This window comes from Nonomuraea sp. NBC_00507 (assembly GCF_036013525.1).
Taxonomy (GTDB): Bacteria; Actinomycetota; Actinomycetes; order Streptosporangiales; family Streptosporangiaceae; genus Nonomuraea.
This window is the reverse complement of record NZ_CP107853.1, coordinates 3,125,386-3,149,752: the sequence shown is the minus strand read 5'-3', so window position 1 is coordinate 3,149,752 and position 24,367 is coordinate 3,125,386. Positions and strand designations below refer to the sequence as shown.

Annotated in this window: 27 protein-coding genes; 12 read left to right on the top strand and 15 right to left on the bottom strand. The window is 69.4% G+C overall.

Translation table 11 applies throughout. The annotated features are described in order from the left end of the window. Nucleotides 1-47: 47 nt before the first annotated feature. Both OHA25_RS15860 and OHA25_RS15855 read left to right on the top strand, forming a co-directional pair. A complete protein-coding gene (locus OHA25_RS15860; protein WP_327588331.1) occupies nucleotides 48-1,091 on the top strand; it encodes a saccharopine dehydrogenase family protein in 1,044 nt (347 codons plus the stop codon). A gap of 47 nt (nucleotides 1,092-1,138) precedes the next feature. Then, nucleotides 1,139-1,570, top strand: coding sequence for an SRPBCC family protein (locus OHA25_RS15855; protein ID WP_327588330.1), 432 nt, complete (start codon nucleotides 1,139-1,141; stop codon nucleotides 1,568-1,570). 39 nt (nucleotides 1,571-1,609) lie between these two features. On the opposite strand, the gene OHA25_RS15850 is transcribed toward OHA25_RS15855, so the two are convergent. From OHA25_RS15850 to OHA25_RS15840, 3 genes are all read right to left on the bottom strand, one after another. Next, the gene (locus tag OHA25_RS15850) at nucleotides 1,610-2,005 is read right to left on the bottom strand and encodes a hypothetical protein (RefSeq protein WP_327588329.1); all 396 of its coding nucleotides are present in this window, start codon (nucleotides 2,003-2,005) and stop codon (nucleotides 1,610-1,612) included. An 89-nt stretch (nucleotides 2,006-2,094) separates the two neighbouring features. Next, nucleotides 2,095-2,529, bottom strand: coding sequence for a cupin domain-containing protein (locus OHA25_RS15845; protein ID WP_327588328.1), 435 nt, complete (start codon nucleotides 2,527-2,529; stop codon nucleotides 2,095-2,097). Nucleotides 2,530-2,553: 24 nt separating this feature from the next. After that, nucleotides 2,554-3,018 carry a cupin domain-containing protein gene (locus OHA25_RS15840; protein ID WP_327588327.1) on the bottom strand — a complete coding sequence of 155 codons (465 nt, stop codon included), beginning with the start codon at nucleotides 3,016-3,018 and terminating at the stop codon, nucleotides 2,554-2,556. 196 nt (nucleotides 3,019-3,214) lie between these two features. On the opposite strand from OHA25_RS15840, the gene OHA25_RS15835 reads away from it, so the two are divergent. Further along, on the top strand, nucleotides 3,215-3,520 hold the full coding sequence (locus OHA25_RS15835) for a carboxymuconolactone decarboxylase family protein (protein WP_327588326.1): 306 nt from the start codon (nucleotides 3,215-3,217) through the stop codon (nucleotides 3,518-3,520). Here the strand turns inward: OHA25_RS15835 and OHA25_RS15830 are convergent. Further along, entirely contained in the window at nucleotides 3,517-4,434 is a 918-nt protein-coding gene (locus tag OHA25_RS15830) for an NADP-dependent oxidoreductase (RefSeq protein WP_327588325.1), read from the bottom strand. The two genes, OHA25_RS15835 and OHA25_RS15830, sit on opposite strands and share 4 nt — an antisense overlap. A 229-nt stretch (nucleotides 4,435-4,663) precedes the next feature. Between OHA25_RS15830 and OHA25_RS15825 the strand changes: the two genes are divergently transcribed. The 5 genes from OHA25_RS15825 (at nucleotide 4,664) to OHA25_RS15805 (ending at nucleotide 9,189) form a co-directional block, all read left to right on the top strand. Continuing rightward, on the top strand, nucleotides 4,664-5,149 hold the full coding sequence (locus OHA25_RS15825; protein WP_327588324.1) for an RrF2 family transcriptional regulator: 486 nt from the start codon (nucleotides 4,664-4,666) through the stop codon (nucleotides 5,147-5,149). A 260-nt stretch (nucleotides 5,150-5,409) separates the two neighbouring features. Next, the gene (locus OHA25_RS15820) at nucleotides 5,410-5,883 is read left to right on the top strand and encodes a VOC family protein (protein WP_327588323.1); all 474 of its coding nucleotides are present in this window, start codon (nucleotides 5,410-5,412) and stop codon (nucleotides 5,881-5,883) included. A 709-nt stretch (nucleotides 5,884-6,592) separates the two neighbouring features. Next, nucleotides 6,593-7,897, top strand: a complete 1,305-nt coding sequence (gene nhaA / locus OHA25_RS15815) for a Na+/H+ antiporter NhaA (RefSeq protein WP_327588322.1) — start codon at nucleotides 6,593-6,595, stop codon at nucleotides 7,895-7,897. Nucleotides 7,898-8,117: 220 nt separating this feature from the next. Further along, complete coding sequence (locus OHA25_RS15810; protein WP_327588321.1) at nucleotides 8,118-8,933, top strand: CPBP family intramembrane glutamic endopeptidase; 816 nt, start codon at nucleotides 8,118-8,120, stop codon at nucleotides 8,931-8,933. A gap of 43 nt (nucleotides 8,934-8,976) precedes the next feature. Continuing rightward, nucleotides 8,977-9,189, top strand: coding sequence for an ISAzo13-like element transposase-related protein (locus tag OHA25_RS15805; RefSeq protein ID WP_327588320.1), 213 nt, complete (start codon nucleotides 8,977-8,979; stop codon nucleotides 9,187-9,189). Between the two features lie 910 nt (nucleotides 9,190-10,099). Here OHA25_RS15805 and OHA25_RS15800 read toward each other — a convergent pair. From OHA25_RS15800 to OHA25_RS15785, 4 genes are all read right to left on the bottom strand, one after another. Further along, entirely contained in the window at nucleotides 10,100-10,609 is a 510-nt protein-coding gene (locus tag OHA25_RS15800) for a SigE family RNA polymerase sigma factor (RefSeq protein WP_327588319.1), read from the bottom strand. Nucleotides 10,610-11,022: 413 nt separating this feature from the next. Next, complete coding sequence (locus OHA25_RS15795) at nucleotides 11,023-12,213, bottom strand: alpha/beta fold hydrolase (RefSeq protein WP_327588318.1); 1,191 nt, start codon at nucleotides 12,211-12,213, stop codon at nucleotides 11,023-11,025. Nucleotides 12,214-12,493: 280 nt separating this feature from the next. Further along, nucleotides 12,494-13,453 (bottom strand): NAD(P)H-dependent flavin oxidoreductase, encoded by a 960-nt coding sequence (locus OHA25_RS15790; protein ID WP_327588317.1) that lies wholly within the window; start codon nucleotides 13,451-13,453, stop codon nucleotides 12,494-12,496. Between the two features lie 166 nt (nucleotides 13,454-13,619). After that, nucleotides 13,620-14,555 (bottom strand): LysR family transcriptional regulator, encoded by a 936-nt coding sequence (locus tag OHA25_RS15785; RefSeq protein WP_327588316.1) that lies wholly within the window; start codon nucleotides 14,553-14,555, stop codon nucleotides 13,620-13,622. Between the two features lie 133 nt (nucleotides 14,556-14,688). On the opposite strand from OHA25_RS15785, the gene OHA25_RS15780 reads away from it, so the two are divergent. Together OHA25_RS15780 and OHA25_RS15775 are read left to right on the top strand one after the other, a co-directional pair. Then, on the top strand, nucleotides 14,689-15,933 hold the full coding sequence (locus tag OHA25_RS15780; protein ID WP_327588315.1) for an MFS transporter: 1,245 nt from the start codon (nucleotides 14,689-14,691) through the stop codon (nucleotides 15,931-15,933). A 174-nt stretch (nucleotides 15,934-16,107) separates the two neighbouring features. After that, entirely contained in the window at nucleotides 16,108-16,584 is a 477-nt protein-coding gene (locus OHA25_RS15775) for a hypothetical protein (protein ID WP_305924828.1), read from the top strand. Between the two features lie 116 nt (nucleotides 16,585-16,700). Here the strand turns inward: OHA25_RS15775 and OHA25_RS15770 are convergent, their stop codons facing one another. Next, entirely contained in the window at nucleotides 16,701-17,588 is an 888-nt protein-coding gene (locus tag OHA25_RS15770) for a hypothetical protein (RefSeq protein ID WP_327588314.1), read from the bottom strand. A 143-nt stretch (nucleotides 17,589-17,731) separates the two neighbouring features. Between OHA25_RS15770 and OHA25_RS15765 the strand changes: the two genes are divergently transcribed. Further along, complete coding sequence (locus tag OHA25_RS15765; RefSeq protein ID WP_327588313.1) at nucleotides 17,732-18,244, top strand: SigE family RNA polymerase sigma factor; 513 nt, start codon at nucleotides 17,732-17,734, stop codon at nucleotides 18,242-18,244. Next, nucleotides 18,231-18,959: a hypothetical protein gene (locus OHA25_RS15760; protein WP_327588312.1), complete on the top strand. Its 729-nt coding sequence runs from the start codon at nucleotides 18,231-18,233 to the stop codon at nucleotides 18,957-18,959. Before OHA25_RS15765 ends, OHA25_RS15760 begins: the two co-directional genes overlap by 14 nt. Before the next feature lie 56 nt (nucleotides 18,960-19,015). Here the strand turns inward: OHA25_RS15760 and OHA25_RS15755 are convergent, their stop codons facing one another. The 6 genes from OHA25_RS15755 to OHA25_RS15730 all read right to left on the bottom strand — a co-directional run bounded on the left by OHA25_RS15755 (nucleotide 19,016) and on the right by OHA25_RS15730 (nucleotide 24,354). Then, on the bottom strand, nucleotides 19,016-20,065 hold the full coding sequence (locus OHA25_RS15755; RefSeq protein ID WP_327588311.1) for a VWA domain-containing protein: 1,050 nt from the start codon (nucleotides 20,063-20,065) through the stop codon (nucleotides 19,016-19,018). Then, nucleotides 20,066-21,016 (bottom strand): VWA domain-containing protein, encoded by a 951-nt coding sequence (locus OHA25_RS15750; protein WP_327588310.1) that lies wholly within the window; start codon nucleotides 21,014-21,016, stop codon nucleotides 20,066-20,068. A 25-nt stretch (nucleotides 21,017-21,041) separates the two neighbouring features. Next, nucleotides 21,042-21,926 (bottom strand): DUF58 domain-containing protein, encoded by an 885-nt coding sequence (locus tag OHA25_RS15745; protein ID WP_327588309.1) that lies wholly within the window; start codon nucleotides 21,924-21,926, stop codon nucleotides 21,042-21,044. Between the two features lie 4 nt (nucleotides 21,927-21,930). Then, the gene (locus OHA25_RS15740; protein ID WP_327588308.1) at nucleotides 21,931-22,920 is read right to left on the bottom strand and encodes an AAA family ATPase; all 990 of its coding nucleotides are present in this window, start codon (nucleotides 22,918-22,920) and stop codon (nucleotides 21,931-21,933) included. Nucleotides 22,921-22,940: 20 nt separating this feature from the next. Beyond that, nucleotides 22,941-23,729 carry a S1C family serine protease gene (locus tag OHA25_RS15735; protein WP_327588307.1) on the bottom strand — a complete coding sequence of 263 codons (789 nt, stop codon included), beginning with the start codon at nucleotides 23,727-23,729 and terminating at the stop codon, nucleotides 22,941-22,943. Between the two features lie 157 nt (nucleotides 23,730-23,886). After that, nucleotides 23,887-24,354: a GbsR/MarR family transcriptional regulator gene (locus OHA25_RS15730; RefSeq protein ID WP_327588306.1), complete on the bottom strand. Its 468-nt coding sequence runs from the start codon at nucleotides 24,352-24,354 to the stop codon at nucleotides 23,887-23,889. Nucleotides 24,355-24,367 lie beyond the last annotated feature (13 nt).

Genomic DNA, 24,367 nt, shown 5'->3' with positions numbered 1-24,367 from the left:
GGGACAGGATTGACGCACTGAATCACTTCAAGCACGCGGGAGCAGGCATGGGATCGGGTCAGAACGTGGCGGTGTTCGGCGCCTACGGGCACACCGGGCGGTTCGTGGTCGCGGAGTTGCACGAGCGCGGATACGTCCCGTTGCTCCTCGGCCGTGACCAGGACAAGCTGCTGGCGATGGCGCAGGCCCAACCGGGGCTCGAGGCGCGGCAGTCGTCGGTCGACGACCCGGCCTCGCTCGACCGCGCGCTGACCGGCGCGGCCGCTGTGATCAACTGCGCCGGGCCCTTCGCCACGACCGCCGCCCCGCTGGTCGAGGCGGCGCTGCGCGCCGGCATCCCGTATGTCGACGTGGCGGCCGAGATCGAGGCGAACGTTGACACGTTCGCGCACTTCACGGAGCGCGCCCGCGCCGCGGGTACCGTGGTGCTCCCGGCGATGGCCTTCTACGGCGGCCTCGGCGACCTGTTGGTCACCACCGCGATGGGCGACTGGACGGCGGCGGACGAGGCGCACATCGCCTACGGCCTGAGCAGCTGGCACCCCACCACCGGAACGCTCGCTTCGGGCGTGGTCTCGGGGCAGCGGCGGGGTGGCCGCCGGGTCCGCTACACCGGCGGACGGCTGGAGTACCACGACGACGCGCTGCCGACCCTGGAGTGGTCCTTCCCCGCTCCGCTCGGCCCCCAGAGCGTCATCGGCGAGTTCACCATGGCCGACGTCGTCACGGTTCCCAGCCACCTGGCCGTCCCGGAGGTGCGCACCTACATGACCGCCAAGGCGGCCGCGGACCTGTCCTCTCCTGACCCCCTCGCGCCGGCCGCCGTCGACGAGCGTGGCCGCTCCGCGCAGACCTTCGTCGTCGACGTCCTCGTCCGCTCGGGCGGCGCGGAACGCCGCGTGTCCGCCGCCGGTCAGGACATCTACGCCATCAGCGCGCCGCTCGCGGTGGAGGCCGTCGACCGCATCCTCACCGGCCGGACCAGGACCACCGGCGTCGTCTCCGCGGGCGCGGTCTTCGACGCCCCGGACTTCCTCCGCGCGCTGTCCTCGCACCTCTCGCTGCACGTCCCGGTCGACACACGCGGCTGACCGGCGACCCGTGGCGCGCCGGCTCATCGGCGTACGAGAATGGACGCATGCCCGTCGAGGTGAGCCCGCACGTCGTGGTGCGGCGGACGCGAGCCGAGGTGGCCGCGTACATGTTCGACCCGGCCCACGATCTGGAGTGGACCGGCGGCATCACCGCCAGCCGCCCTGCCCAGCCCGGTCCGCTGCGGACGGGCGCTCAGGTGGAGCGGACCGCCAGGTTCCTGGGCCGGAGCTTCACCTACGGCTATGTCGTCACCGCCCTCGACCCCGATCGCATGGTGGAGTTGGCGGTGGAGCGGCCTTTCCCGATGACGATCCGCTACGAGCTGGCCGACCACCCGGACGGCACTCTGGTCACGATCCACGCCTCGGGCGAGCCGGGGCGGTTCTTCCGCTGGGCCACGCCGCTGCTGGCCCGCCAGGTCCACGCGAGCATCGCGGCCGATCTGGGGCGCCTGCGCGCTCGCCTGGAACGCTGACGAGCCACCGTTCGCGAGTTCGACCCGCAGCATCGATCGTCAGCGCCAGAAGAACACCAGCGCGGTGAGGGCGAGGCTCAGCGCCACGAAAGCCGGCGTTCTGGGCTGACGGGCGGCCTCCCGGTGCGAAGAGATCACCAGCGTGGCGGCCAGGGCCAGCGCGGTCAGCACATGGAGGCCGTACCAGAGGACGATGGGGAGCTTGCCCAGGACGGTGCCGGACAGCAGGTCGTCGGCGGAGCCGTAGCCGGCCAGGCCGCTGACCAGGACCAGGCCCAGACCTAGCAGCGCGGGCGCGTACCGGAAACGGCCGAGCAGAGCCCACACGACGGAGCCCAGCACGAGCAGGACCGAGGAGCTGTGGTGCAGGTGCCGGACGAACAGGCCGCCGCGCACATCTCGCCGACCAGCTGCCTCGCCCGCCCCATCCGGCATATTCCACCACAGAACATGCGCTGGCCATAAGTGTCCGCCTGACTTACCGTCCGGTCAGAGGGGCGGTGTCTTCAACATGCCCGAGCGCGTCACGGGCGAGGCGCCCGGCGATCTCGCCGCTCTTCGAGTTCTTCCGCGCTCACCGGGATGAGCATCGGCTGCCCGGCCACACCGAACATCGTGACGACGAATTCGGTTTCGGCGTCTGCGAGGTTATTGGCGTCCTGGTAGTGGATGAGGTCGCCGCCCGGCTCCCAGAACGTCTCTCCGGGCTTGACCACCCGTTCCGGTTCACCTTCCAGCTCAAAGAGCATCTCGCCTCTGATCATGTATCCGTACGCGGGACCGGTGTGGCGGTGCGGCGGGTTGCCCTCACTGCCGGGCGGCAGGATGACCCGGATTGTCATCGCCTCAGCGTTGTCGGGCATCGGTGGCGGCGATGGCACCGATGAGATGAGTTCGATCTTCGGCGGCGGCGTGGTCGCATTGGGGTTCTCGAGGTGGTGCGAATGATCGGTGCTCATGGGTTCCTTAGTCCTTTGCGGTTGCTACCTTGGCCGATCATCGACTTTGATCTCGTCTCCTGTGTTGGAGATGAAGATGACCAGCAGTTTCGCCGGTTTTGTCCGGCTGGTGTTTTCCGTGAGCACATGGTGGGCGCCCGGCGGCTCGACCCAGTTCTCGCCTTGGCGGTAAGTGCGGACTGGCTCGCCACTGATCTGGCTGCGCAGAGTGCCCTCGAGCACGTAGGCGTACACGAAGGCCTTGCCGTGCCGATGCGGCACCGCGCGTGCACCGGGCGGGAAGTCGGCGATCGCCGAGGTGAACGTCTTGCCCTCGACATTCGGAAGCGCCTGTTCCAACAGAGGCGACAGCGTCTCGGACGGTGGCTGCGAAACCGTGACAGCGACCGGCACCATGCCCGTCGCACGCTCTGCCGAGGGAGCGCAGGCAGCGGCCGCAGCCACCAGACCGGCAGCCAGAAAACCACCGGGACACCGTACTCGGATCATGATGACTCTCCCATCCTGCTTGGACCCTTGAGCCGTAGGACCGCCACAAGGCGTCCCGGTCAGGCGGAGTGGAGTTGCTCGAGTACGCTGCCCCGGCAGGTGGAAGACCTGCCATGGGCGCATTCAAGCCTTGGTGATGGTCTGCTCAGACACAGGTCGACCCCACCCAAACAGCGAGTACAAAGCTCTCATCGCCTTGTCGACCGCAGCGGAGGAGAGCGCCGCGGCGGCAGGTCTCGGCCCGCTCCTGGTCGAGCCGGTGAAGATCCGCACGTCCCAGATCAACGGCTGCGCGTTCTGTCTGCGCATGCACACCCGCGACGCGCTCGAGAAGGGCGAGAGCACGGACCGCCTCGCGGTGCTCCCCGCGTGGGCGGAGACCGGCTCCTTCTCCGAGTTCGAGCGCGCGGCCCTGCGCCTGGCTGAGGCGATCGCGCGGGTCTCGGACGGTCATGTGAGCGATGCGGACTACGCGGCGACCGCCGCGGTGCCAACAGGCTAATCGCCTTCCGCGACCCGGATGATCGTCTTGCCGAGAGTGCGCTGGGCGAACGCGGAGGGCGCCTCGGCGAGCGTCCGCACGTCCCCGACGATCACGCGGAGCCGTCCGTCCCGCAGCCGCCGGGCCAGATCCGCGAGCCGGTCGCGATCGGGTTCGACGACGAAGAAGATCGCCTGCCCGTCTCGAGGCCGGACCATGGGCGGCGAGACGATGGTGACGAGCGTGCCGCCGGGGCGCACCAACGCAGCCGATCGGTCCAGGATGTCGCCACCGATCACGTCGAACACCACGTCGACCTGGTCGGCATCTTCCAGGCAATCCGCCTGCAGGTCCAGGAAGGCGTCCACGCCGAGCCCGAGTGCCGTGTCTCTGGCGGCGCCCCTGCCGGTGCCGATCACCCGGGCTCCTGCCTCGTGCGCGAGCTGCACAGCGATGGAACCGACACCGCCCGCGGCGCCGTGGATCAGGACGGTCTGGCCGGCAGCGAGGCGGCCGTGGTCGAACAGGCCCTGCCATGCCGTCAGCCCTGAGATCGGCAGCGCAGCGGCCACGGCGTGTTCGACGCCGGCCGGTAGGGGGGCGAGGTTGCGGGCCTCGACCGCCACGTACTCAGCCAGCGATCCGTTGCGGGCCCAGTCGGTCAGCCCGAACACCCGCTGGCCGATGGACAGACCGGTGGTTCCGTACCCCAACTCGGCGACGACACCCGACACCTCATGCCCGAGCACACTTGGCGTCCGGTCGCGGCCCGCGCGATCAGTCCACGTTGCCGGCCAGTCGAGCTCTCCGCGGGTGAACCCGGCAGCGTGCACCCATACGATGACGTCGTTCTCGGCGGCGTGGGGGTATGGCTCCTCCGTCAGGGAAAGCCCAGCCAGGCCGGCGGAGCGGTCTCGGACGGTGATGGCTTGCATGACAGGTCCTCGCCGGTGGTGAAAGATATCGAGCAGGACGAACGTACCCGCCCGTTGGGGGGTTTGGTCCGTTCCACCTCACTGCGGCGAGTCCTCCGGTCCCACCACCATCAGCGTCCCACCGAGTCCGCCACCATCTCGAGGCCATCCACACCGCCCGGGCGGCGTACCGTGGCCGATGAGCAGGCATTTTTTGACAGACAGAACCTGGATAACTAATGTCCAGGTTGTGCGAACGGGCAAGGGCGTCGAGTGGGCGATGCATACGCTGCTCAATCTGGCATGGTCGGGGGGCGGCGAGCCGGTGGCCACCGCGCAGCTGGCCGCCGGTCACGACCTGTCGGTGTCCTACCTGAACAAGCTGCTGCAGCAGCTGGTCAAAGCCGGCCTGCTCGAGTCCGTCCCGGGTGCGCGGGGTGGCTTTCGCCTGGCCCGCCCCCTGGTGGCGGTGTCGGTGCTGGACGTGGTCCTTGCCATTGAGGGGGATGCGCCGCTCTTCCGCTGTACCGAGATCCGTCAGTGCGGCACCATCGGGGAGCGATGCCCCGATTCCAGCTTCTCCGAGCCGTGCGCGGTCAAGATCGCCATGGGGCGGGCCGAAGCGGCCTGGCGACAGGCGCTGGCCGAGCAGAGCCTCGCTGACGTGCAGGCCGCGGCCGACGCACATGCTCCCACCGTGGCGGCGCAGGTTCGCCAGACACTCGGGCGCGACTGATCCTTTTCCCCGCGCGGCATGACCGCGCGATCTTTCCGGAGGAGAACCTGGATAAAAAATATCCAAGTTATTGATTGTCGACCAGCGGAGCGGAAGCCGAGTGGCCGCCGTGACGCAGACAGCCGTGCACACGGTACGGCTGTGGATCAAGAGAGAAACCTGCTCGGCGGGCGGCATGTGCCGCGCCGCCGACGGAAACCAACCGCTGAACCGGTGACGCACGGCGTGCGATTCACCGACGTCAAGAAAGATGAACCCAGATGGATCTGAAACTCGAACTCATCGCGCTGCCCGTGTCCGACGTCGACCGGGCCAAGGCCTTCTACGAGGCGGCGGGATTCCGTCTGGATCTCGACAAAGCCGTCAGTGAGGATTGGCGCGCGGTGCACTTCACGCCGCCCGGCTCCGAGTGCTCGATCATATTCGGCAAGGGGATCACCTCCGCTGTGCCTGGCTCGGTCCAGGGCCTCTACCTCGTCGTCTCCGACCTCGAGGAGGCCCGCGTGGAGCTCGTCGGCCGCGGCATCGAGGTGAGCGAGATCTTCCACGACGCAGGAGGGCTCTTCTACCACGGCCACGATGCCGGAGAGATCACCCACCAGACCGGCGGCCAGGGGCGGGCGGCCGGCCCGCACCCCGCCCGCGCCGACTACGGCTCCTACGCCACCTTCAGCGACCCGGACGGCAATGGCTGGGTGCTCCAGGAGGTCAAGAAGCGGGCCCCCGGCCGCTGACCTTCGCGTTGCTACCGCGACGGCCACCATGTGCCCGCAGACAGTGGGACCCGGCGACCGCAAAGGCAGGGGCGCCTGAACATAGAGGCGGAGATCCTCCACTTGAACCACCTACGGCTCAAACTCGATCGCTTGCTGGACAAAGACGGCACATAGGACCGCCATAACCTTCCGCCGTGCCCGGGCTAGAACATGGCCAGAATTGCCCGCCGATGTCCATGAACTGGCGGCGCGACTTGCCTGATTCACGGGTAAGCGGTGACCTCGATCGGCCAAACTGATGCCCTAATGGGACCCAAGAAAAGGCGATGGGGAGCGGCCCTAAGGGCGACTCCCCTGCCTAAGTCGCACTGAGGATAGTCCCCGTTCGGCTCTATCCGCAAACAAACGCATCAGCCTGACATACCTATGGAGGAAGTCCGTGGCGATCGCCGTCCCCTCTGATGCCGACGCACTAGTTCGCGCCCGCGTCGGAGAGCTTCTCGAATCCTGGCAGCCCTGGCATCGGCGGCTCTGGGATCTCGGGATGGTCCTGGCGATGCCGACAAGAAGATCGCCCGGCAACCTGCCGACGGCAAGTGAGCGAGTCATGCGGAGCTGAACGGCCCGTTATGTGACTCTTTGCGTGTCCTGATACGTTGTTGACGGGTGTGCCGGGAAGCCTGGTCGGCAAGTGAGCGACCCGACCCCTCCCCCAGAGCGGAGTTTCATGCCCGGCACCACCGCCACACGCACTGCCCGCCTGTTCAACCGGAGTACGTGGCCAGAAGCGCGACGCATCGCCGACATCCTGCGCAAGGAGACCATCGGCGGGGCGCTGCTGCTGGCCGCCGCGCTCGCCGCACTGATCTGGGCCAACTCGCCGTGGGCGCAGACCTACCAGGACCTGCGGACGATCGAGGCCGGGCCCGCCGCGCTGCACCTGAACCTCGACCTGGCCACCTGGGCCGCGGACGGACTGCTGGCCATCTTCTTCTTCGTGGCCGGCCTGGAGCTCAAACGGGAATTCGTCGCCGGCGACCTGCGTGACCTGCGCCGGGCCGCGGTGCCGGTGGCCGCGGCGGTCGGCGGTGTGGTGATGCCCGCGCTGGTGTACCTGACGGTCGCCGGCGGAGCGGGGGCCAGGGGATGGGCGATCCCGACAGCCACCGACATCGCCTTCGCCCTGGCGGTGCTCGCGGTGATCGGCCGCTCCCTGCCGGACGCGCTGCGCACCTTCCTGCTGACCCTGGCGGTGGTGGACGACCTGATCGCCATCGTCATCATCGCCACCTTCTACACCTCGCACCTGTTGATGCTCCCGCTGCTGGCAGCGATGGTGCCGCTGGCGGTCTTCGCTGTGCTGGTGCGGCGCGGGGTGCGGGCGTGGTGGCTGCTGCTGCCGCTGGCATTCGCCTGCTGGGCGCTGGTGCACGCCTCGGGGGTGCACGCCACTGTGGCCGGGGTGCTGCTGGCGCTGGCCGTCCCCGTACTGTCCCGGACACCACCGACCGGGAATGGCACCGCGGACGGTCCGGGGCTGGCCGAGCACTTCGAGCACCGGTTCCGGCCGATCTCCGCCGGTGTGGCCGTACCCGTCTTCGCGTTCTTCTCCGCCGGAGTCGGCCTCGGCGGCCTCGACGGTCTGGCCGGCACGCTGAGTGACCCCGTGGCGATGGGGATCGTCGCAGGGCTGCTGGTCGGCAAGCCGGTCGGCATCCTCGCCGCCACCTGGCTGGTGGCCCGCTTCACCCGCGCCACCCTGGACGAAGGGCTTGCCTGGATCGACATGGCCGGGCTGGCCGTTCTGGCCGGCATCGGGTTCACCGTGTCGTTGCTGATCGGAGAGCTGGCATTCGGTACGGGCGAGACCGACGCGCGGGTCAAGATCGCGGTCCTGGCCGGCTCCCTGGCCGCGGCCTTGCTGGCCACAGTGATCCTTCGGCTGCGTGCCCGCCTCTACCGGAGGATCCATCAGACCGAGACCGCCGACTCCGACCACGACGGGATCCCCGACCTCTACCAGCAGCCCTAGTCTCCCTCCAGTCTTCGCCCGCCACGCCGCGTCCGGGACGGCGTCGCACTACAGCAGCTCCTGGAGATCATTCCGATCCCCGTCGAACCCGCGACGCGGGAGCGACCCGATAGCTCCCGCCCGGTCCGCACCCACCGTAACCTGCGCCTTTCACGGCGACTCGAAGCCGTATCAGAGCGATGTCAGCTCCGTGTCGGGTCGCGGGGCCACGATTCTCGGCATGGATACAGCACCGCGGCCCCCGGCCGACACCCAAGGCGCCCAGCCGAAAGGCTTCGTCGCCAAGCTCCTCGCCGACCGTCACTCCGTCCCGTTGTCCATCGCACTGCACCTGGTGCCCGGCGCGGCCATCGTCGCCGTGTACGCGTTCATCGCCGCCCCCCTGGTCCGGGCGATCAACTTCCCGATCTTCCTGGCCTGGGCCATCGCCCTCGCCGTGGTGCTCTTCCCGCTCCAGCTCTTCCTGCTGTGGCTGGGCAAAAAGCAGACCGGCCGCTTCACCATGAAGGGCGTCGTCCACTACCGCGACAAGCCACTCGCGCGCGGCAAGGCCTTCTGGCTCGGGGCCGCGTGCCTCGTGTGGATGAGCGTGGTCTCGCTCTCGCTGACCCCGCTGGACAACATCGTCTACGACTGGTTCTTCACCTGGGTGGACTACCAGGGCGCCGGCCCCGACGGCACCGCCTACCTCCAGGGCTACCCGCAGGAACTCGTGCTCACCACGCTGCTCATCTGCGCGCCGTTCACCGGCTTCACCCTGCCCCTGCTCGAGGAGTACTACTTCCGCGGCTTCCTGCTGCCCCGCCTCCCGCAGCTCGGCAAGTGGGCCCCGTTCTTCAACACCTTCTTCTTCTCGGTGTACCACTTCTGGGCCCCTTGGACTGTCCTGTCGAAGCTCGTCTTCCTCTACCCGGGCGTCTGGCTCGCCTGGAAGAAGCAGGACATCCGCATCTCCATCGCCATGCACCCCGGCTCGGCGCTGCTGATGACCGTGGTCGGCGTCATCGCCCTCGCCTCCGGCGCCTACTCGATGTAAGACCACCCGAAACGAAGGGCGCCGTCCGCCGGCCGAGGGCCGGATGCCTCACTCCGGACCGGGCCGCAAACGCGCCGAGCAGGTCGACCCCCGGCCGCCCGCGGCCCTGGATGCGCTGGATGCGCTGGTGAAGCCGGCCACTCCGGGCGATCCGGAGTCACCGCCGCGCTGGACGACGTGGTCGATGAACACCCTCGCCACCGAGTTCACCCGCCAGGGCATCCGGCCAGTGACGACACCATACGGCGGCTGCTGACCGAGGCGGGGTACTCATTGCAGCGCAACGCCGAGGTGTTGGAGGGCATGGAAACCCTTAGCGGACGCGCGTCAAAGCCCCTCGTTGGGTCCTCACCGCCTGGGCCATCAGCGGCCGACCAATGTCCCTTCCGGAGGAAGTTGTCGGGAGGGACACGATGGTCGGTAGACCATCGAGACCCGATCCAGGGGCGCGGCAGCCGCGAAATGACCGGGCGGGCCATGGTGGACCGTCAGGCTCGTCACTGGGCTGGGATCCGCTGCAGGATCTCCCCTCTCGCGCCGATGACGACGAGCCTCCGCACGTCGGCTCCCGGGGGATACTCCACGGCCCATAGCCCGAGCCCTGCTCCGACACTTCGTGTGAGGTTCCCTGGAAGCTTCCCCCCATCCTTTGTGACAGCCGTCACCCCGTGAACGTGGTCCTTGGCCACACCGAACCAGACGCCTACACCGCGAAGCTTGCCCTGCGTGCGGGCGAACTCGTTGGCGGCGAGTGGAGGAAATCCGGAGCAGGAGCTACCGTTCGGTCCGCTCTCGCAAAGGAAGAGCTCGTTCTTGCGGGGCGCGTCGCTCACCCACACGACAAGCGGTGGCACGGAGGCGATCTTTCCCTTGGGGGGATAATTCTTCTTCAGTTCTGCGAATCCCTTGTAGGTGGGCCGTGGCGTGGCTGTGGCGGACGGCGCGGCGGGCACAGCGACGGCGACGCCGTCCCGCTGCCCCCGGCCACGGGCGAACCCCCCAGGCCGCAACGACGGCCGCGACCGTCACCGTCGCCGTGATCCCGGCGACGGTCGCACGATGACGTCTGCGCATGGCGCGTCCTGCCGCAATGGCATGGTTCACGTCCACCGCGGTAGGCGGCTGCTCCTCGCGAGCCAGCGAGTCGAACACCTGCTTGACATCCATCAGCATTCCTCCGCACGTGCTAGACGGGATTCCGGCTCGCCGAGCATCGCGCGCAGAGTGGCGAGGCCGCGGGCGGTCTGGCTCTTGACGGTTCCGGTGGAGCAGCCCAGCACGTGGGCGGTCTGCTCCACGCTCAGATCGCAATGAAAGCGCAGTACGAGGGTGGCGCGCTGGCGCGGAGGGACGGCGGTGAGGGCCCGGTGGATGTCCATGGCCATGTCCCGGTCGCCGCTTTCGAGCGGCTGGTGGGATATCGCGGACGTCAGCCGGACCCGCAAAAACCAGCCTCTTCGCTGTTCGGCGAGGAAGACCCGGATCAGCATCACCCGTACGTAGGCGTCGAGGTCGTCGGCCGCCCGCGCCTGGCGCCATTTGACGTAGAGCCGTGCTATCGCTGTCTGTACCAGGTCGTCCGCGCGGCGCCAGTCCTGGCACAAGGGGTAAGCGATCTTCCGCAACCAGGACAGCCGGCCCGTCACATAGGCGGTGTACTCCTCATCAAGGCTCATGGGCTCCCAGATAGATGGCTTCACCAGAGGAGATGCCGCCAGCCCGGACGCGGGTTGCATGGAACGGGCCGGCTACGGAGTTTCCTCTCCAGATGATTCCGTACCACCAAGATCGGCATCGAAGGCGTGATCCAACAACTAGAACCTGAACACCGACACGAGCACCGACAGCTTCAACTGCAACGGACAACCAACACAGAGCCCTCACATCGGCTGAACCAGCGACAACAACAGTGTGAGCTCTGTGAACTCGTTCGTTCGCGAGCCGGACGAACCGGCCCTGACCGGCACCGATAGCGCGAGGTTGCCGGCGTCAAAGAACGCGACATGCCCTCGGCATCCTGAAGCGTCGCGAGCCGAACGAGCGATCGGCCGCGCTCCAGCTCAACGTTTTCGCAGGTAGTGCCACAGATTCATGACCCTGTCCAGCCATCGAACACGAAATGTACGTGGCGCTCCGATGAGGAAATGCCCGTCGACTGGCGAGGGATGGCAATCTCAGGCCTGGATTCCGCGACACTCCGCTCGGCCGTGGAACTCGGGGCGGTGGCCTGCAAGATGACCTGCGCGACCAGCTGAGGCGCGTCGTTCATCGGCATATGGCTGCATCCGGGCAGCCACACCATCCGCATCATGGGGATCATGGCTGCCGCACGTGCCGCCTGGCGCGCCGGCAGGACACGGTCGGCTGTGCCCCAGGCAATGGTCACCGGGAGGTTGGGGATGTCCCCGACGAACAGGTCCCGCGCGCGCCCGGCACGCATGGTGGCCTGGAACGCGACCGCCTGGCGTAGCGCACGCAGCGCCGCCGCCACTGCCTCCGGCGCGGACTGGTCAGCGCGCATGTACAGGGTGCCGGTCAAGGCCGCCTGCCCCAGGATCGTCTGCGAGAGCCAAGCCGTGATCGGCTCCGGCAGGCGCGCGATCTGACGGGCCGCGTTCAATACGGCAAAGGCGTACCACCGCTCGGTGTGGCTCCAGAATCCGGCCGGGGCCACCGCGGTCACACTGCGGGCGAGACCTGCCTGGCCTAGCCGCAACGCGATCAGCCCACCCAGGGAATGCCCGACCACATGCGGCCGCTCCAGCCCGAGCGCAGTGAACACCACGTCCAGCCCAGCCACCACGGTGGGCAGGTCGTGGGGCTGATCGTCGGGCAGATCGGGGGACTCACCAAAGCCCGGCAGATCTATCGTGATCACGTCGCGCTCGACCGTGAGCAACGGCATCACCGCGTCCCACGCCTGCCGGTTCGACCCGAGGCCGTGCAGCAAGACCACCGGCTCACCGGTTCCGCGCCGCTCGTACGCCACGGTCATCGGGGCCACACCCGGCGGGCGTACTTCCACACGAGACCCCGTAGCGGAGAGAACCGCAGGCGGAATGGTCCTGCCACGGTTGACCAGCGGTGCGGGCATCGCCAGCACCGCAGCGGGCATCGCCAGCACCGCAGCCGGCAGCCCGCCCGCCCAGTCGCAGACCTTCCCGACGACCTGCGTCCCTGTCCGGAGCACGTCGGCACCAAGACGGGTGATGGGGGTGAAAGCAGATGTCGCTGAGGACAACGACAGGACATTCAACATCGTGACAGGGCGTTCGCCCATCCCTCCCCACTTCGGTCATAGGGGCGTCCAAAGTTTCGGCAACGTTAACGGTCCATATGGGTCATGGCATAGCGACAGACCGAAATTTTTACCTTTGGGTCGATGGTCGTCGGGCAAACTTCAGCCACGCCCGGCCCTGGAGGCGCGCCCGTATCGCCGTCAGGGGCAGCAGCACAGCAAACGACCATAGACGGGCTCAACAGCCCGAGTGACCGCTCTGGCTCGGTGTTTCATCGCGGCACGTGACGAACGAGCCGGAACGGTGCCGACGATTGGTGGATCAGCGGCGTCCCGCTCGGTTCAGTGCGTCCTCGGCCTGGGTGGCCATCGCGGTGACCAGGTCCTCCGCCGAGGGCAGGTCGGTGATGAGGTCGACGGCCTCGCCCGCCCAAACCGGCAGCGGGGGGATCGCGCCGCGGGCCACGTCCTCCTGGTAGTCCTGAAGGGCTTGAGGATCGGCGGCGAGCTCGGCCTCCCGGCCGCGCCAGCGGTCGAGGTAGGGGTGGCCGAGCGTGCGGGCGGGGTACTTCGACGGCCACTTCGAGCCTCGTGCGATGTCCAGCACGGTGCTCCGCTCGGTGTCCTGACCCCGCCCCTCGAGGATCGCCTTGGTGATCGAGGGATGGACCAGGGCCTCGGTGGTCGCCTGGAAGCGGGTGCCGATGAGCGCTCCGGCAGCACCCAGCACGAGAGCCGCCGCCACACCGCGCCCATCGGCGATCCCGCCCGCTGCCAGCACCGGCACCGGAGCTACGAGATCCACCACCGCGGGCACGAATGGCAGGGTGGACCGCCCGCGCGCGGCTCCGTGCCCGCCGCTCTCGGTTCCCTGAGCCACGATCACATCGGCGCCCAGGTCCACGGCCCGCTTGGCCTCATCCAGATCGGTGACCTGGAGGATCAAGAGGGCCCCTGCCCGGCGGACATGCTCCGCGTATGGGCTCGGATCGCCGAAGGACAGCATCACAGCGCTGGGGCCGTAGCTCAGCGCCAACTCCACCGCAGCGAGATCGATGCCCCAGGTCAGGAATCCGACACCCCACGGCCCTCCGGCGCCCGCGACGATCGGGACCTCACGCGCCAGCCACTCCGGGTCCCCGTACGCGCCGCCCAGAATCCCGAACCCGCCACCACGAGAGACGGCTGCGGCCAGCGCGCCACCGGCTGACCCACCCATCGGCGCCAACGCGATCGGGTACCGCACGCCGAGCATCTCCGTGAACACCGTCGACAACGTCATGCCCACATCGTGCCGTCTCGTCCGACAGGCGGGATCACAAACGCGTGATCGAAGTCAGGCCGAGTAGCTCCTGCAGCGCGGCGAGATACATCCTGTCGTCGGTTCCGCCGGATAAGCGCCGCTACTTCCTTGGCAACCATGTGCTGATGCGCAGGCGCGGCGGCGTTCAGCGCGGAATCACCCAGCCCGGCGCCCAGGCCCCGGCGGCCTCGTGGCCGGGGGATGTGGCGGCGAGGTGGGCGCGGAGGGTGGCCAGCGCCGGGTGGGGGTTGTCGCGGTGCCACAAGAGCGAGTGCGGGTAGACGGGCGTGGGGTCGGTGACCGGGATGCGGCGCAGGCCGTGGCCGGCGGGCCAGACGAGGCGGGTCTGCTCGCCCATGAAAGTGGCCAGGGCCGGGGTGTCGGCGATGGTGTCGAGGAGCGCGTCGGAGCCGAAGTTGGGGCCGGTCGCCTCGATGGTGAGGCCGAACTCGGCGACAAGGTCGTCGTAGTAGGCGGCCCACTCGGTGCCGGGGACGATGCCGGGCATCCAGATCCGGTGCCCGGCGAGCTGGGTCAGGGTCACCGACCGGGCGGACGACAGCGCGTGGGCGGGGCCGGTGAGGAGTTGGAGCGGCTCGTCGAGCACGCGGACGGACTCGATGTCGTCAGGAAGGGGCCGGCCGGGCACGGCGACGGCGCGGAAGGATGCGTCGATCACACCGGACCGAATAGCGGCGACGGCCTTCTCGATATCGAACAACATCACCACGTCGAGCTCGATCTCGGGGTACGCGCCGTGGAAGCCGCGCATCAGGCCCGACGCCGCGCTGCGCGAGGCGATCACGTCGACGCGCAGCGGACGGCTGCCGGCGCGCACGGACGCGACCGCGCGCTCGGCGACGCGCAGCAGCTCGCGGGCGTGGGGCAGGAACGCCTGCCCATCGATGGTGAGCTCCGCGCCGCGCGCGGTGCGGGTGAACAGCCGCACGCCGAGGTTGCGCTCCAGCACGGCGATGCGCTTGGAGACGGCCTGCTGGGTGATCGCCAGCTCGGCGGCGGCCTCCTGAAACTGCCCCGCGTCGGCGGCGGCGACGAAGGTCCGGACGGTGTCGAGGTCCATGCCCACACCTTATGGATACAACCGTTCGTTGTGGCCCATAGCCTTGCAGTTGTTTGATCCCCTGGAATGGCGCGCGCTTTGATGCTTCCGATCGCGGATCGGTTGTGCGGGTGGACAGTGAGGGGCGTCGGGCATGGGGAGCGGGCACCGGCTGGGGCGGCAGTTCGGATGGCTCTGGGGAGCGTACGGGACCAGCGCGCTCGGTACGTGGCTGGCCTTCGGCGCGTTCCCGCTGATCGCCATCCAGGTGTTGCACGCCGGACCGGCCGAGGTCGCCGCGCTCTCCTGCGTGGGGGCTGTGGTGGGCGCGGCCGTGGCGGTGCCGCTCGGCCCGTGGGTGGAGTTCCGCCGCAAGCGGCCGGTGCTGATCGCGATGGACCTGGTGCGGTTCGCGGCGCTGCTGACGATCCCCATCGCGTTCGCGCTCGGCGTGCTCACCTTCCTCCAGCTCCTGCTGGTCTCGGTCGTCGTCGCGGCGGCCGACATCACCTTCCGCGCCGCCTCCGGCGCGTACCTGAAGACGTTGCTGCAGGCCGAGGACCTGCTGGTCGCCAACGCCCGATTCGAGTCCACGGCCTGGACGACCACGATCATCGGACCGCCGCTGGGCGGCGCGGCGATCGGGCTCCTCGGTCCGGTGGCGACGGTGGTGGCCGACGCGGTCAGTTACCTGCTCTCGGCCTTGGGCATCGGCGCGATGGGCGGGCGCGAGCCGCAGCCCCAGCGCCGGGAGGCCGCGCGCATGCGGGCCGGGGACCTGCTCGACGGCTGGCGGTACATCCTCGCCGACGCGACGCTGCGTCGGCTGTTGTTCAACACCGCCGTCTTTAACGGCCTGGTGATGGCCACCGGGCCGCTGCTGGCCGTCCTGATGCTCGGCCAACTTGGGTTCGCACCGTGGCAGTATGGCCTCGCCTTTGCCGCGCCCGCGGTCGGTGGGCTGATCGGTGCGCGGCTGGCCCGACCGCTTGTCACTTGGTTCGGGCAGCACCAGGTCCTCATCGTGGCCGGGGCGCTGCGCGCGCTCTGGTCCGTCGGCCTGGCCTTCCTGGGGCCGGGCACCGGAGGGCTGCTGCTGGTGATGGGCGTCGAACTCGGGCTCATCTTCTGCTGCGGGGTCTTCAACCCCGTCTGCGCGACTTACCGCCTCGAGCGCACCGCGACCGACCGGGTCGCCCGCATGCTGTCCGCCTGGGCGGTGACGACCAAGGTCTCGACCGCGCTCCTGACGGCCGTCTGGGGCGTGCTGGGCGGCCTGCTCGGCCCGCGTACGGCCATCGGCCTGGCCGGCGTGCTCCTGCTGGCGACCCCGCTGCTGCTCCCCTGCCGCGCCGCCCCGCCCCTCGCCGAACCGGAGCCGGCACCGAGCCGCGCCTGACGGGGACGCGACGACATCCTGTCGGCTTCAGCAGCCGATGGCCGCCACGCCTGCGGCAGAAGTGGCAAATGTGGCTATTTGTTAGATATTCGAGATCAACTCCGAGAAGACGGCGTTGCCTGGCGGGCGTCCAAGGAAGTGGGGGTCCAAGCAACACAAACGGGGTGAATTCTCATGGTCGAAAGACTGCTCAACGTCAGGGAGGCCGGCTGGCCTCGGATCTTCGTTCCCATCGGGGTGTTCCTCGCGGCGTTCGGCGTGTGCAACTTCGCCGAACTGCCGCTCGGCTGGAAAGATCGTGTCCCCCAGATCACCCGCTATCTGGAGGCCACCGTCGGCCTGGGGGCCGAGTGGGTGCCCGCGGCCCTGTGGACGGCCAAGACCGTCGAGCTCGCGCTCGGCGTCATCGCCGTCATCGCGCTGACCAGACGGCACGTCGGTCTGCTGGCTACCTCGGTCCTCGGTTGGATGGCCTGGTTCATAGGCTTCGCGGTCCTCGATGTCTGGGCCGCGGACAGGGCCGAGCTTCAGGAACACACGGTGTACTTCGTGATGTTCACGGTCCTGCTGGTGAGCATCCTCGTGGTCAGTGCGGCCCGGCAGGCATTACAGCGGCTGGAGGGCTACGCGTCCACGCGGGCTGACGCGTAGATGGCAGGGTGCGGTACGGCCTGCGCCCGATGGGGCAGGCCGTCCGCGCCGTGCTCGGCGGGGCCAGACCGGCACGGGGGCAGGTGCAGATTTGGGCCCGTGAGCGCGGACACGCCTCAGGGTAGAGCCGGCACGGCAGGCTGGGAGTTGGTCCAGCCGACCTCGACCAGCGTCTCGTTGAACGACTTCTGCGCGAACGCCTTGCCGTTGAGCGTGACCGTCTGGTCCTGTGACAGCAACACCATCCTGCCGGTGTCGACGATCAGCCTCAGTTGGACGGAGGTCGCCTTCTCTCCCGTCCCGTTCGATCTGTCGATCACGACGGCGGCGCCAGATCGGCCCAGGTTGTCCTTCGCATTGCCGTCGGCGCGGACGCCCGGCATTGTCAGCAGAGCCTGGTAGGCCGCGGCGCGGACCTCCTTCGGAGCGGGAAGGGCGTGCAGGAGCTGAGGCAGGGTCGACGTGAGCCACCCGGGGATGGAAATGTCCTGGAGCCGGCTCACCTGGCCCGCCTTCGTGAGCCAGTCCTTCAGACGGTTCGGGTCGGCGGGCAGGCGCTGAACCTCGTCGTACGTCAGCCACTGCCCGGCGAGCAGGAACTGGTTCCGTTCCCGCACGGGGACCATGCGACCTTTGGAGGGCTCGGTGGACAACTTCACGGTCTTGCCGTCGATCGATTCGCTCCACTTGGAGGGGGAGCCGTCACGCTGCCACGCCTTCTTGTCCGCCGCGGTCGCCGGCTGCGTCCCCAGTTCCCGGTATCCGAACCACTTCCTGCCGTCGGGGGCGCTCCACGATTCCGAGATCCGCTGCTGGACCAGCGAATACTGGTCCGACTTGGTGCCGAACCGCCAGGGGTGGGTGGAGGTCATCAGTGCCCTGGTGTGCCAGTAGGCGCCCTCAGGGGGAGCGGCAGCCGCGGGTGCGCTCAGGACGGTGGCGCCCACGGCCAGGCCGACGCCGAGAGCGATCAGCCGCCGGGCCGGCCCGGTCGCGAACCTCATCAGTTTGCTCCATGGATTCGAAGTCACGCCTATCCATACGCCTGGGTCTGCCCTAACGGTTGCCCGCGAAAGGGTTCGCGTCAGCGGGCAACCGTCGCGGGAGGCCGAGGCGTATTAGGAGGCGTGACATCGGACAGACAGCCGTGAGCGGCGCGGAGCATGACTTCGGCGCCTTTGTGGCCGCACGTGCCACGAGCCTCCTGCGGGTCGCCTATCTCGCCTGTGGCGACGAGACGGAGGCCGAGGACCTGCTGCAGACGGCGCTCGAACGTACCTACAGGAACTGGGACCGGGTCCGCCACGACAGCCCGGAGCCCTACGTGCGCCGCGTCATCATCAACGCCGCCATCAGCCGCGCCCGCCGCCGGGCGATCCTCAGCATCATTCCCATGCACAGCCCGCCAGAGACGTCGGCCCGCGCCGGCGACCCCGACCTGGTCCATGTGCTCATGGACGCGCTGCGCGCCCTGCCGCCCCGGCAGCGCGCGGTGATCGTCCTGCGGTACTGGGAGGACCTGAGCGAGACGCAGACCGCCGAGGTGCTCGGATGCGCGCTCGGCACGGTCAAGAGCCAGGCGTCGAAAGCCCTGGCCAAGCTCCGCTCGGCGCTCGGCAGGGAAACAGTGGAAGGAGTGATCAAGAATGCCCACGCTTGAGGACGAGATCCGCCGGCTCATGGCGGACGAGACCGCGAGGCTGCAGGCCGCACCCGACCTGCTGACACGGGTGATGCACTCCCACCGGAACAGGAGGAGAAGGGCCAAGGCCGCGGCGGTGGCCGCGTCCGTGGCCGTCGTCGTCGCGCCCGTCGCCTACCTGACCGCCGGTTCAGTCGCCACGACCGGTGAGCAGGCCACGATCTCCGCAGTACCGGAACCGCCTGCCATCGACGACACCCCGCCCGTGCGGTCCGAACCGCCGGACCTCGGGAACCTGGGCGACGGGAAGGAGTTCGGGCACGTCAAGGTGGGATATCTGCCTGAGCGGCTCCAGTGGTCCCAATGGTCGGTGGACTTCGGCGACAGGTACTCGACGGCGTACAACTACGAGGGCGACGACACAGGCTCCTATCGAGTCCAGATCTACATGTACGAGGAGGCGGCCGTCCAGGAGGTCGACGACCGGATCCAGGGATATCGCGAGGAGGGGGAGGGCGAGGAGGTGGCCATCGGCGACCGGAGCGGATACCTGGTCGTGCAGGACGTCGGTGAGGACGGCATGAAGGGCACCCCGACCCTCTTCCTCAGAATGGGCGACAGGCAGTGGGCCGAGATCATGGTCAGCCCCATGTATGTCAAGGAGTTCTCTGGCATCGAGGCCGTTACGGCCGAGCTGAAGAAGATCGCGGAAGGGCTGACGTCCACCCTGTGATGCCGAGTGGCCGCTCTCGTGACGGATGCCTCGCGCAGGCGAACATCGGCGTACCGTCAGCGGGCCGGGGTTCGGGGGCGGTTCCACCAGAGGGAGAGGGACAGGGCCGCGGTGATGAGGATGGCGCCGCCGGCGGCGAAGGCGGCGGCTGTGTCGACCCGTTGACGGATGACGGTGAAGCTGCCGGGGAGGGCGTCGAGGGCGCTTTGGAGCTGGCCGGCGTTTTCAGCGCGGTGGTAGGAGCCGCCGGTGGTCTGGGCGATCTGCTTGAGGGCGGGCTCGTCGATCATGCGGATATTGCGGCCGCCCCTGTCGAATCCGCCGCGGCCGCCACCCCAGCCGCCGAAGCCGCCGTCGAACTGGGAGTTGCCGCAGACCATCGGGGCCGGGCTCGTGGTGCCGAAGCCGATGGGAAAGACGCGCACGCGGCGCAGGGCCGCCTCCTGGGCGGCGGTCTGGGGGTCGACGCCCTGGGTGTTGGCGCCGTCGGTGAGCACGACGATCGCGGCACCGGCGTACCCTTCGCCACTGCTGGTGGGTTTCGCGCCGGTGGGGGCGACCGACGGGTCGACGTCCGCGATCGCGTCGATCGAGGTGAGTATGGCCTGCCCGATCGCGGTGCCGCGGTACGTGGTGAGGTTGTCCAGCGCCGCGATCAACGCGTCGGTGTCGTCGGTGGGAGGGACGAGCAGGCCTGCGTTGCCCGCGAAGGTGACCAGGCCGATGCGCGGCCCGCCGCGCTGCGACTCGATGAAGTCCGCGGCGGCCTTCGTCGCGGCGGTGATGCGGTTGGGGTCGACGTCCGTGGAGCACATGGAGCCGGAGGTGTCGAGCGCGAGCAGGATCGTCGCCGACGTCTGCGGCACCGGTACTGACGCCTGTGGCCGCGCGGCGCCGACCGCGAGCAGCGCGAGCCCGGCTACGAACAGCGCCGCGGGGATCTTCCGCGTCCAGCGCGTACGGCCGGGCAGGGCGCTGCGTACGAGCGCGATCGAGGTGACGCGCACGGCGGCCCGCCGGCGGCGGCGTCGCGCCCACCAGCGCATGGCGAAGATCAGCGGGATGATCAGGACGGTCAGCAGCGCCCACGGCCATGAGAACGACATTCAGATCACCCGTCCAGACCGAAGCACGGTGAGCGCCGCTCCCCCGGTGAGCAGCGCGAGGGCGAGCCAGATCAGCCCGCCGGCGAGGGGCAGCGGCTCGTCGGAGACGGTGAGCCGCAGGTCGATCGTGTCGGCGATCCCGTTGAGCCGCGCGGCGTCGGAGGCGGGGTGGTACGCGCCGCCGGTGGTCTCCGCGATCACGGTGAGGGTGTCCTCCTCGAGCGAGGTCTGCAGGTGGAAGCCGTCGACCTGCACCGTCGCCCCGGCCGTGGTGCCGACGCCGACGGTGTGGATGTGGACGCCTGCCTGCTGGGCCACGGTGGCTGCACGTTCGACGTCGGGGCCCCGGTTCTGCCCGTCGGAGAACAGCACGATCGTCGCCGACGGCCAGTAGCCGAGGTCGGGCGCGGCGCCGTCGCGGCCGATGGCCACCTGCTTGCCGGTGATCGCCGACAGCGAGCCCGTGATGGCCGTTTCCAGCGAGGTGCCGCCGGCGATCTTCAGCCGGTCGATGGCCTTGAGTGCGATGGAGTGGTCGGCGTCGGGCCGTGCGATGGTGAGCGCGCCGCGTTCGAACGCGACGACTCCGATGTCGACGCTGTCAGGCTGCGCCTCCACGAACGCGCGGGCGGCCCGCTGCGCGGCCGCCAGCCGGGTGGGCGCTACGTCGTCGGCGCCCATGCTGTTGGAGACGTCGATGGCGAGGATGACCGTGCCCTCCGTCCGCGGGACCGGCACCATGGCCGTCGGTCCGGCGGTGGCGATCCCGAGTATCCCGACGCCGGCGATCGTCAGTCCGACTCCGAGGTACGCCCGGCGCCCGCCCGGCACCATGACGCCGGCCGCGGCGAGCGCTGCCGTCCGGCGGCGCGCCGAGACGACGGCCGCCCAGGCGAGCGCCGCCGTGACGAGCAGTGCGACGGCCAGCAGCAGTGGGGAGGACAGGGTCATGAGACCTCCCATGAGATGAGCTCGCTCACGGCGTCCGGTCCCGGGTTCGGGCGACGACCTCGACGAGCGCCTCAGCCAGGTCGCGGTCGGTGTCGATGCGGTGGACGGGCACCCCGGCCCGGCGCATGCCCGCCGTGAGCCGGGCGTCGCGGGCGTCGACGGCCTCGCGGAAGCGGACCCGCAACAGCGGGTCGGCGGAGTCGACGACGAGCTGCTCGCCGGTCTCGGCGTCCTCGACCACGATCAGCCCGGCTTCGGGCAACACGTCGTCGGCGGTGTCCACGATCCGCAGGACGACGACCTCGTGCCGTCGGGCCAGGCGCTGAAGCGAGCGCTCCCAGTCGCCGTCGCCGATGAAGTCCGACAGCACGACGATGAGCGCGCGGCGGCGCGCCAGCCGTCCGGCCGCATCGAGCATCTCCGCCAGGTCGGTGGTAGCGCCACCGCGCACCTCGGAGCTGCGTTCCAGCTCGGCGCCGATCCGCAGCGCGTGCCGCCGGGAGGTGCCGGGCGGCACGACGCGCAGCATCCCGGTGTCGAACAGCAGGGCGCCGACGCGGTTGCCGCCCCGGCCGAACAGCCGGGCGAGGACGAGCGCGAGCTCGGCGAGCACGTCCTGCTTGCCGCGCCCCGGCCGGCCGGCCGCCATCGACGCCGACCGGTCGAGCACGAGCCACACCGTCAGCTCGCGGTCCTCGGTGAACACACGCAGGTGCGGCTCGTCCAGCCGTGCGGTCACGTTCCAGTCGATGTGCCGGGCGTCGTCGCCGTCGACGTAGGCGCGCAACCCGGTGAAGTCGATCCCGGAGCCGCGGTGCGCGGTGCGGTGGGCGCCCTGGAGCCGGCCGTCGAGCCTGCGGACGACCTTCCACTCCAGGCGGAGCAGGAGCCTCTCGGGGGCGGTGGCCATGGGCTCAGCGGTTCTGCAGGACGACGTCGGGCGCCCGGACAGCGCCGAGCACCCTGGTGATGATCGTGTCGGCGTCGACGTCGTCCGCGAGGGCCTCGTACGACAGCACGAGGCGGTGGCGCAGCACGTCGAGCGCGAGCTCGGACAGGTCGTGCGGCAGGACGTAGTCGCGGCCGCGCAGGAACGCCAGCGCCCGGGCGCCGGTGACGAGCGCGATGGACGCCCGCGGGCTCGCCCCGTAGGTGACGTACCGTTCCAGCTCGCCGAGCCCGGCCGTCGCGGGGGAACGCGTCACGGCGACCAGCCGCACCGCGTAGTCGACGATGGCCGGATCGACGTACACCTCCTGAGCGCGGGCCCGCATCGCGATCAGCTCCGCGGCCGTCACCATCGGCTGCGGCGGCTCCGGCGGACGCAGCGCCCGGTCGACGATCGCCTGCTCTTCGGCCTGCGTCGGATAGTCGACGACCACCTTCATCATGAAACGGTCGACCTGCGCTTCCGGCAGCGGGTAGGTGCCCTCCGACTCGATCGGGTTCTCCGTCGCCATGACAAGGAACGGCTCGGGCACCCGGAACGTCTCACGGCCGATCGTCACCTGATGCTCCTGCATCACTTCAAGCAGGGCGCTCTGCACCTTGGCGGGGGCGCGGTTGATCTCGTCGGCCAGCAGCAGGTTCGCGAACACCGGGCCGAGCTCGGTTTTGAACTCGCCGGAGTGCTGGTGGTAGACCCGCGTGCCCACGAGGTCGGCGGGCACCAGGTCGGGGGTGAACTGGACGCGCTGGAAACTCCCGGCGATCGCGGCGGCCAGCGACCGCACCGCGAGCGTCTTGGCCAGGCCCGGCACGCCCTCGACGAGCAGGTGGCCGTCGGCGATCAGCGCGACGGCCATGCGCTCCAGCAGGACGTCCTGCCCGACGATCGTACGTTTGACCTCGAACAGCACATGTTCGAGCGGATGAGCCGACTCGGGGGACTTGGTCGAGGTCATATGGTGTTCCTTCTCGTCGGTCAAATCAGGGGCCCGTCCCCCGGCGGGCCGTCGCCATCGCCACCACCCAGGGCCACGCCGATAGGCACCGCGAACGCGATGCCGGCGAACGCCTCGTCGCCTCCCGGGTCGGCGATCGAGACGACGATCCCGATGACCAGGCCGCGAGCGTCCAAGAGGGGACCGCCGGAGCTGCCCGGGTTGACGGAGGCGTCGAACTGGATGAGCCCGCTCAGGTCGCCGTCCTCGGCGCTGCGGTTCAGCCCCGACACGACACCGGTGGAGACGCTGTAGGTCAGGCCCAGCGGATTGCCGATCGCCACCACGGGCGCACCCACGGCCACCGCGCCGCCGAGCGTCGCCGGGACGACGATCTCCGGCAGCTCCGCGGGCTTGAGGGTCGCGACGTCACGCTTGGGGTTCGACGACACGACCACGGCCTTCGTCTTGGTGCCGTCAGCGAACGTCACGGTGAGGTCCTTGGTGCCCTTGACGACGTGGTGCGCCGTCAGAATCGTCCCGTCTTCGGCCGCGATCACCCCGGTGCCGAGCGACTTCCCGGCCTGGATGACCGCCACCGACGGCCCGACCCTCTTGAAGACCTCGGACACCGCGAGCGTCGCACTGGGTGTGGGCGTCGCGCTCGGACGGGGCGCGGCCCCTTCGCTGTTCCCACCGCTGCTTCCCAGCCAGTACGCCAGCACCGCCACGACGACAAGTGCGCCACCCCCGACGACGAACCGCCGAGCCCTCCCGGCCACGGCTCCCTGAGCCTCGGCCGCACCAGCCTCCTGCGGCACGCGCTCCATCGCCCCATCGTCATAAACCTCAGCGAAAACTGCCATAAAGTCCGTCTAAGAACTCCATGAGAACCGGTCTTACGCAGAACGACGCGCGCAGCACGGAGACGAGGGCGGCGACGCCCTCAGCCGGTGGAGCAGCCCATCCCCGGCACGCCGCGTTCGATCAGGGACGCGGCAGTTGTCGCTGCTGCCAGCGCTGCAGCAGCGATGGCAGCTCGCCCAGCAGGAACTGGTAGAAGTCCCGCATCCGCGCCAGCCGCTGGTGGGCCGGATCGCCCGGCTCGGTGGTCGCGATACCAGTGTCCGCGGCTTGCAACATGACCTGGACGACGGTGTTCTGCGTGGAAAACAGCCGAGGCCAGGCGTCGTCGCGCAGCCGATAATGCTCACGCCGGCTGCCGGGAGCGGGCAGGCGTTCAATCAGCCCGACCGACAGCAGCGTCTTGACCGCGCCGGAGACCGAGCCCGCGCTCGCGCCGAGCCGCTCGGCGATCTGGCCCATGGTGACCGTCTCGGTGTCGGTGAACAGGAACACCGCGAGCGTCCGCGCGGACATGCGCTGCATCCCGCCCTCGGTCAGAGCCAGGGCCAGCCGTTCGGCCGCCAGCCACTGCTCCTGCTTGTCGCTCACACGCCACCTCCAT

Bases quoted from the DNA above. Each gene is read 5' to 3' on its own strand.
- OHA25_RS15820 (WP_327588323.1), top strand. From the start codon at position 5,410: ATGGATCTGAAACTCGAACTCATCGCGCTGCCCGTGTCCGACGTCGAC.
- OHA25_RS15845 (WP_327588328.1), bottom strand. From the start codon at position 2,529: ATGAGCACCGATCATTCGCACCACCTCGAGAACCCCAATGCGACCACG.
- OHA25_RS15810 (WP_327588321.1), top strand. From the start codon at position 8,118: ATGGATACAGCACCGCGGCCCCCGGCCGACACCCAAGGCGCCCAGCCG.
- OHA25_RS15855 (WP_327588330.1), top strand. From the start codon at position 1,139: ATGCCCGTCGAGGTGAGCCCGCACGTCGTGGTGCGGCGGACGCGAGCC.
- OHA25_RS15745 (WP_327588309.1), bottom strand. From the start codon at position 21,926: ATGGCCACCGCCCCCGAGAGGCTCCTGCTCCGCCTGGAGTGGAAGGTC.
- OHA25_RS15795 (WP_327588318.1), bottom strand. From the start codon at position 12,213: ATGGGCGAACGCCCTGTCACGATGTTGAATGTCCTGTCGTTGTCCTCA.
- OHA25_RS15800 (WP_327588319.1), bottom strand. From the start codon at position 10,609: ATGAGCCTTGATGAGGAGTACACCGCCTATGTGACGGGCCGGCTGTCC.
- OHA25_RS15750 (WP_327588310.1), bottom strand. From the start codon at position 21,016: ATGACCCTGTCCTCCCCACTGCTGCTGGCCGTCGCACTGCTCGTCACG.
- OHA25_RS15755 (WP_327588311.1), bottom strand. From the start codon at position 20,065: ATGTCGTTCTCATGGCCGTGGGCGCTGCTGACCGTCCTGATCATCCCG.
- OHA25_RS15840 (WP_327588327.1), bottom strand. From the start codon at position 3,018: ATGATCCGAGTACGGTGTCCCGGTGGTTTTCTGGCTGCCGGTCTGGTG.
- OHA25_RS15790 (WP_327588317.1), bottom strand. From the start codon at position 13,453: ATGACGTTGTCGACGGTGTTCACGGAGATGCTCGGCGTGCGGTACCCG.
- OHA25_RS15735 (WP_327588307.1), bottom strand. From the start codon at position 23,729: ATGGAGCGCGTGCCGCAGGAGGCTGGTGCGGCCGAGGCTCAGGGAGCC.
- OHA25_RS15770 (WP_327588314.1), bottom strand. From the start codon at position 17,588: ATGAGGTTCGCGACCGGGCCGGCCCGGCGGCTGATCGCTCTCGGCGTC.
- OHA25_RS15860 (WP_327588331.1), top strand. From the start codon at position 48: ATGGGATCGGGTCAGAACGTGGCGGTGTTCGGCGCCTACGGGCACACC.
- OHA25_RS15805 (WP_327588320.1), top strand. From the start codon at position 8,977: ATGCCTCACTCCGGACCGGGCCGCAAACGCGCCGAGCAGGTCGACCCC.
- OHA25_RS15780 (WP_327588315.1), top strand. From the start codon at position 14,689: ATGGGGAGCGGGCACCGGCTGGGGCGGCAGTTCGGATGGCTCTGGGGA.
- OHA25_RS15850 (WP_327588329.1), bottom strand. From the start codon at position 2,005: ATGCCGGATGGGGCGGGCGAGGCAGCTGGTCGGCGAGATGTGCGCGGC.
- OHA25_RS15760 (WP_327588312.1), top strand. From the start codon at position 18,231: ATGCCCACGCTTGAGGACGAGATCCGCCGGCTCATGGCGGACGAGACC.
- OHA25_RS15775 (WP_305924828.1), top strand. From the start codon at position 16,108: ATGGTCGAAAGACTGCTCAACGTCAGGGAGGCCGGCTGGCCTCGGATC.
- OHA25_RS15740 (WP_327588308.1), bottom strand. From the start codon at position 22,920: ATGACCTCGACCAAGTCCCCCGAGTCGGCTCATCCGCTCGAACATGTG.
- OHA25_RS15830 (WP_327588325.1), bottom strand. From the start codon at position 4,434: ATGCAAGCCATCACCGTCCGAGACCGCTCCGCCGGCCTGGCTGGGCTT.
- nhaA (WP_327588322.1), top strand. From the start codon at position 6,593: ATGCCCGGCACCACCGCCACACGCACTGCCCGCCTGTTCAACCGGAGT.
- OHA25_RS15785 (WP_327588316.1), bottom strand. From the start codon at position 14,555: ATGGACCTCGACACCGTCCGGACCTTCGTCGCCGCCGCCGACGCGGGG.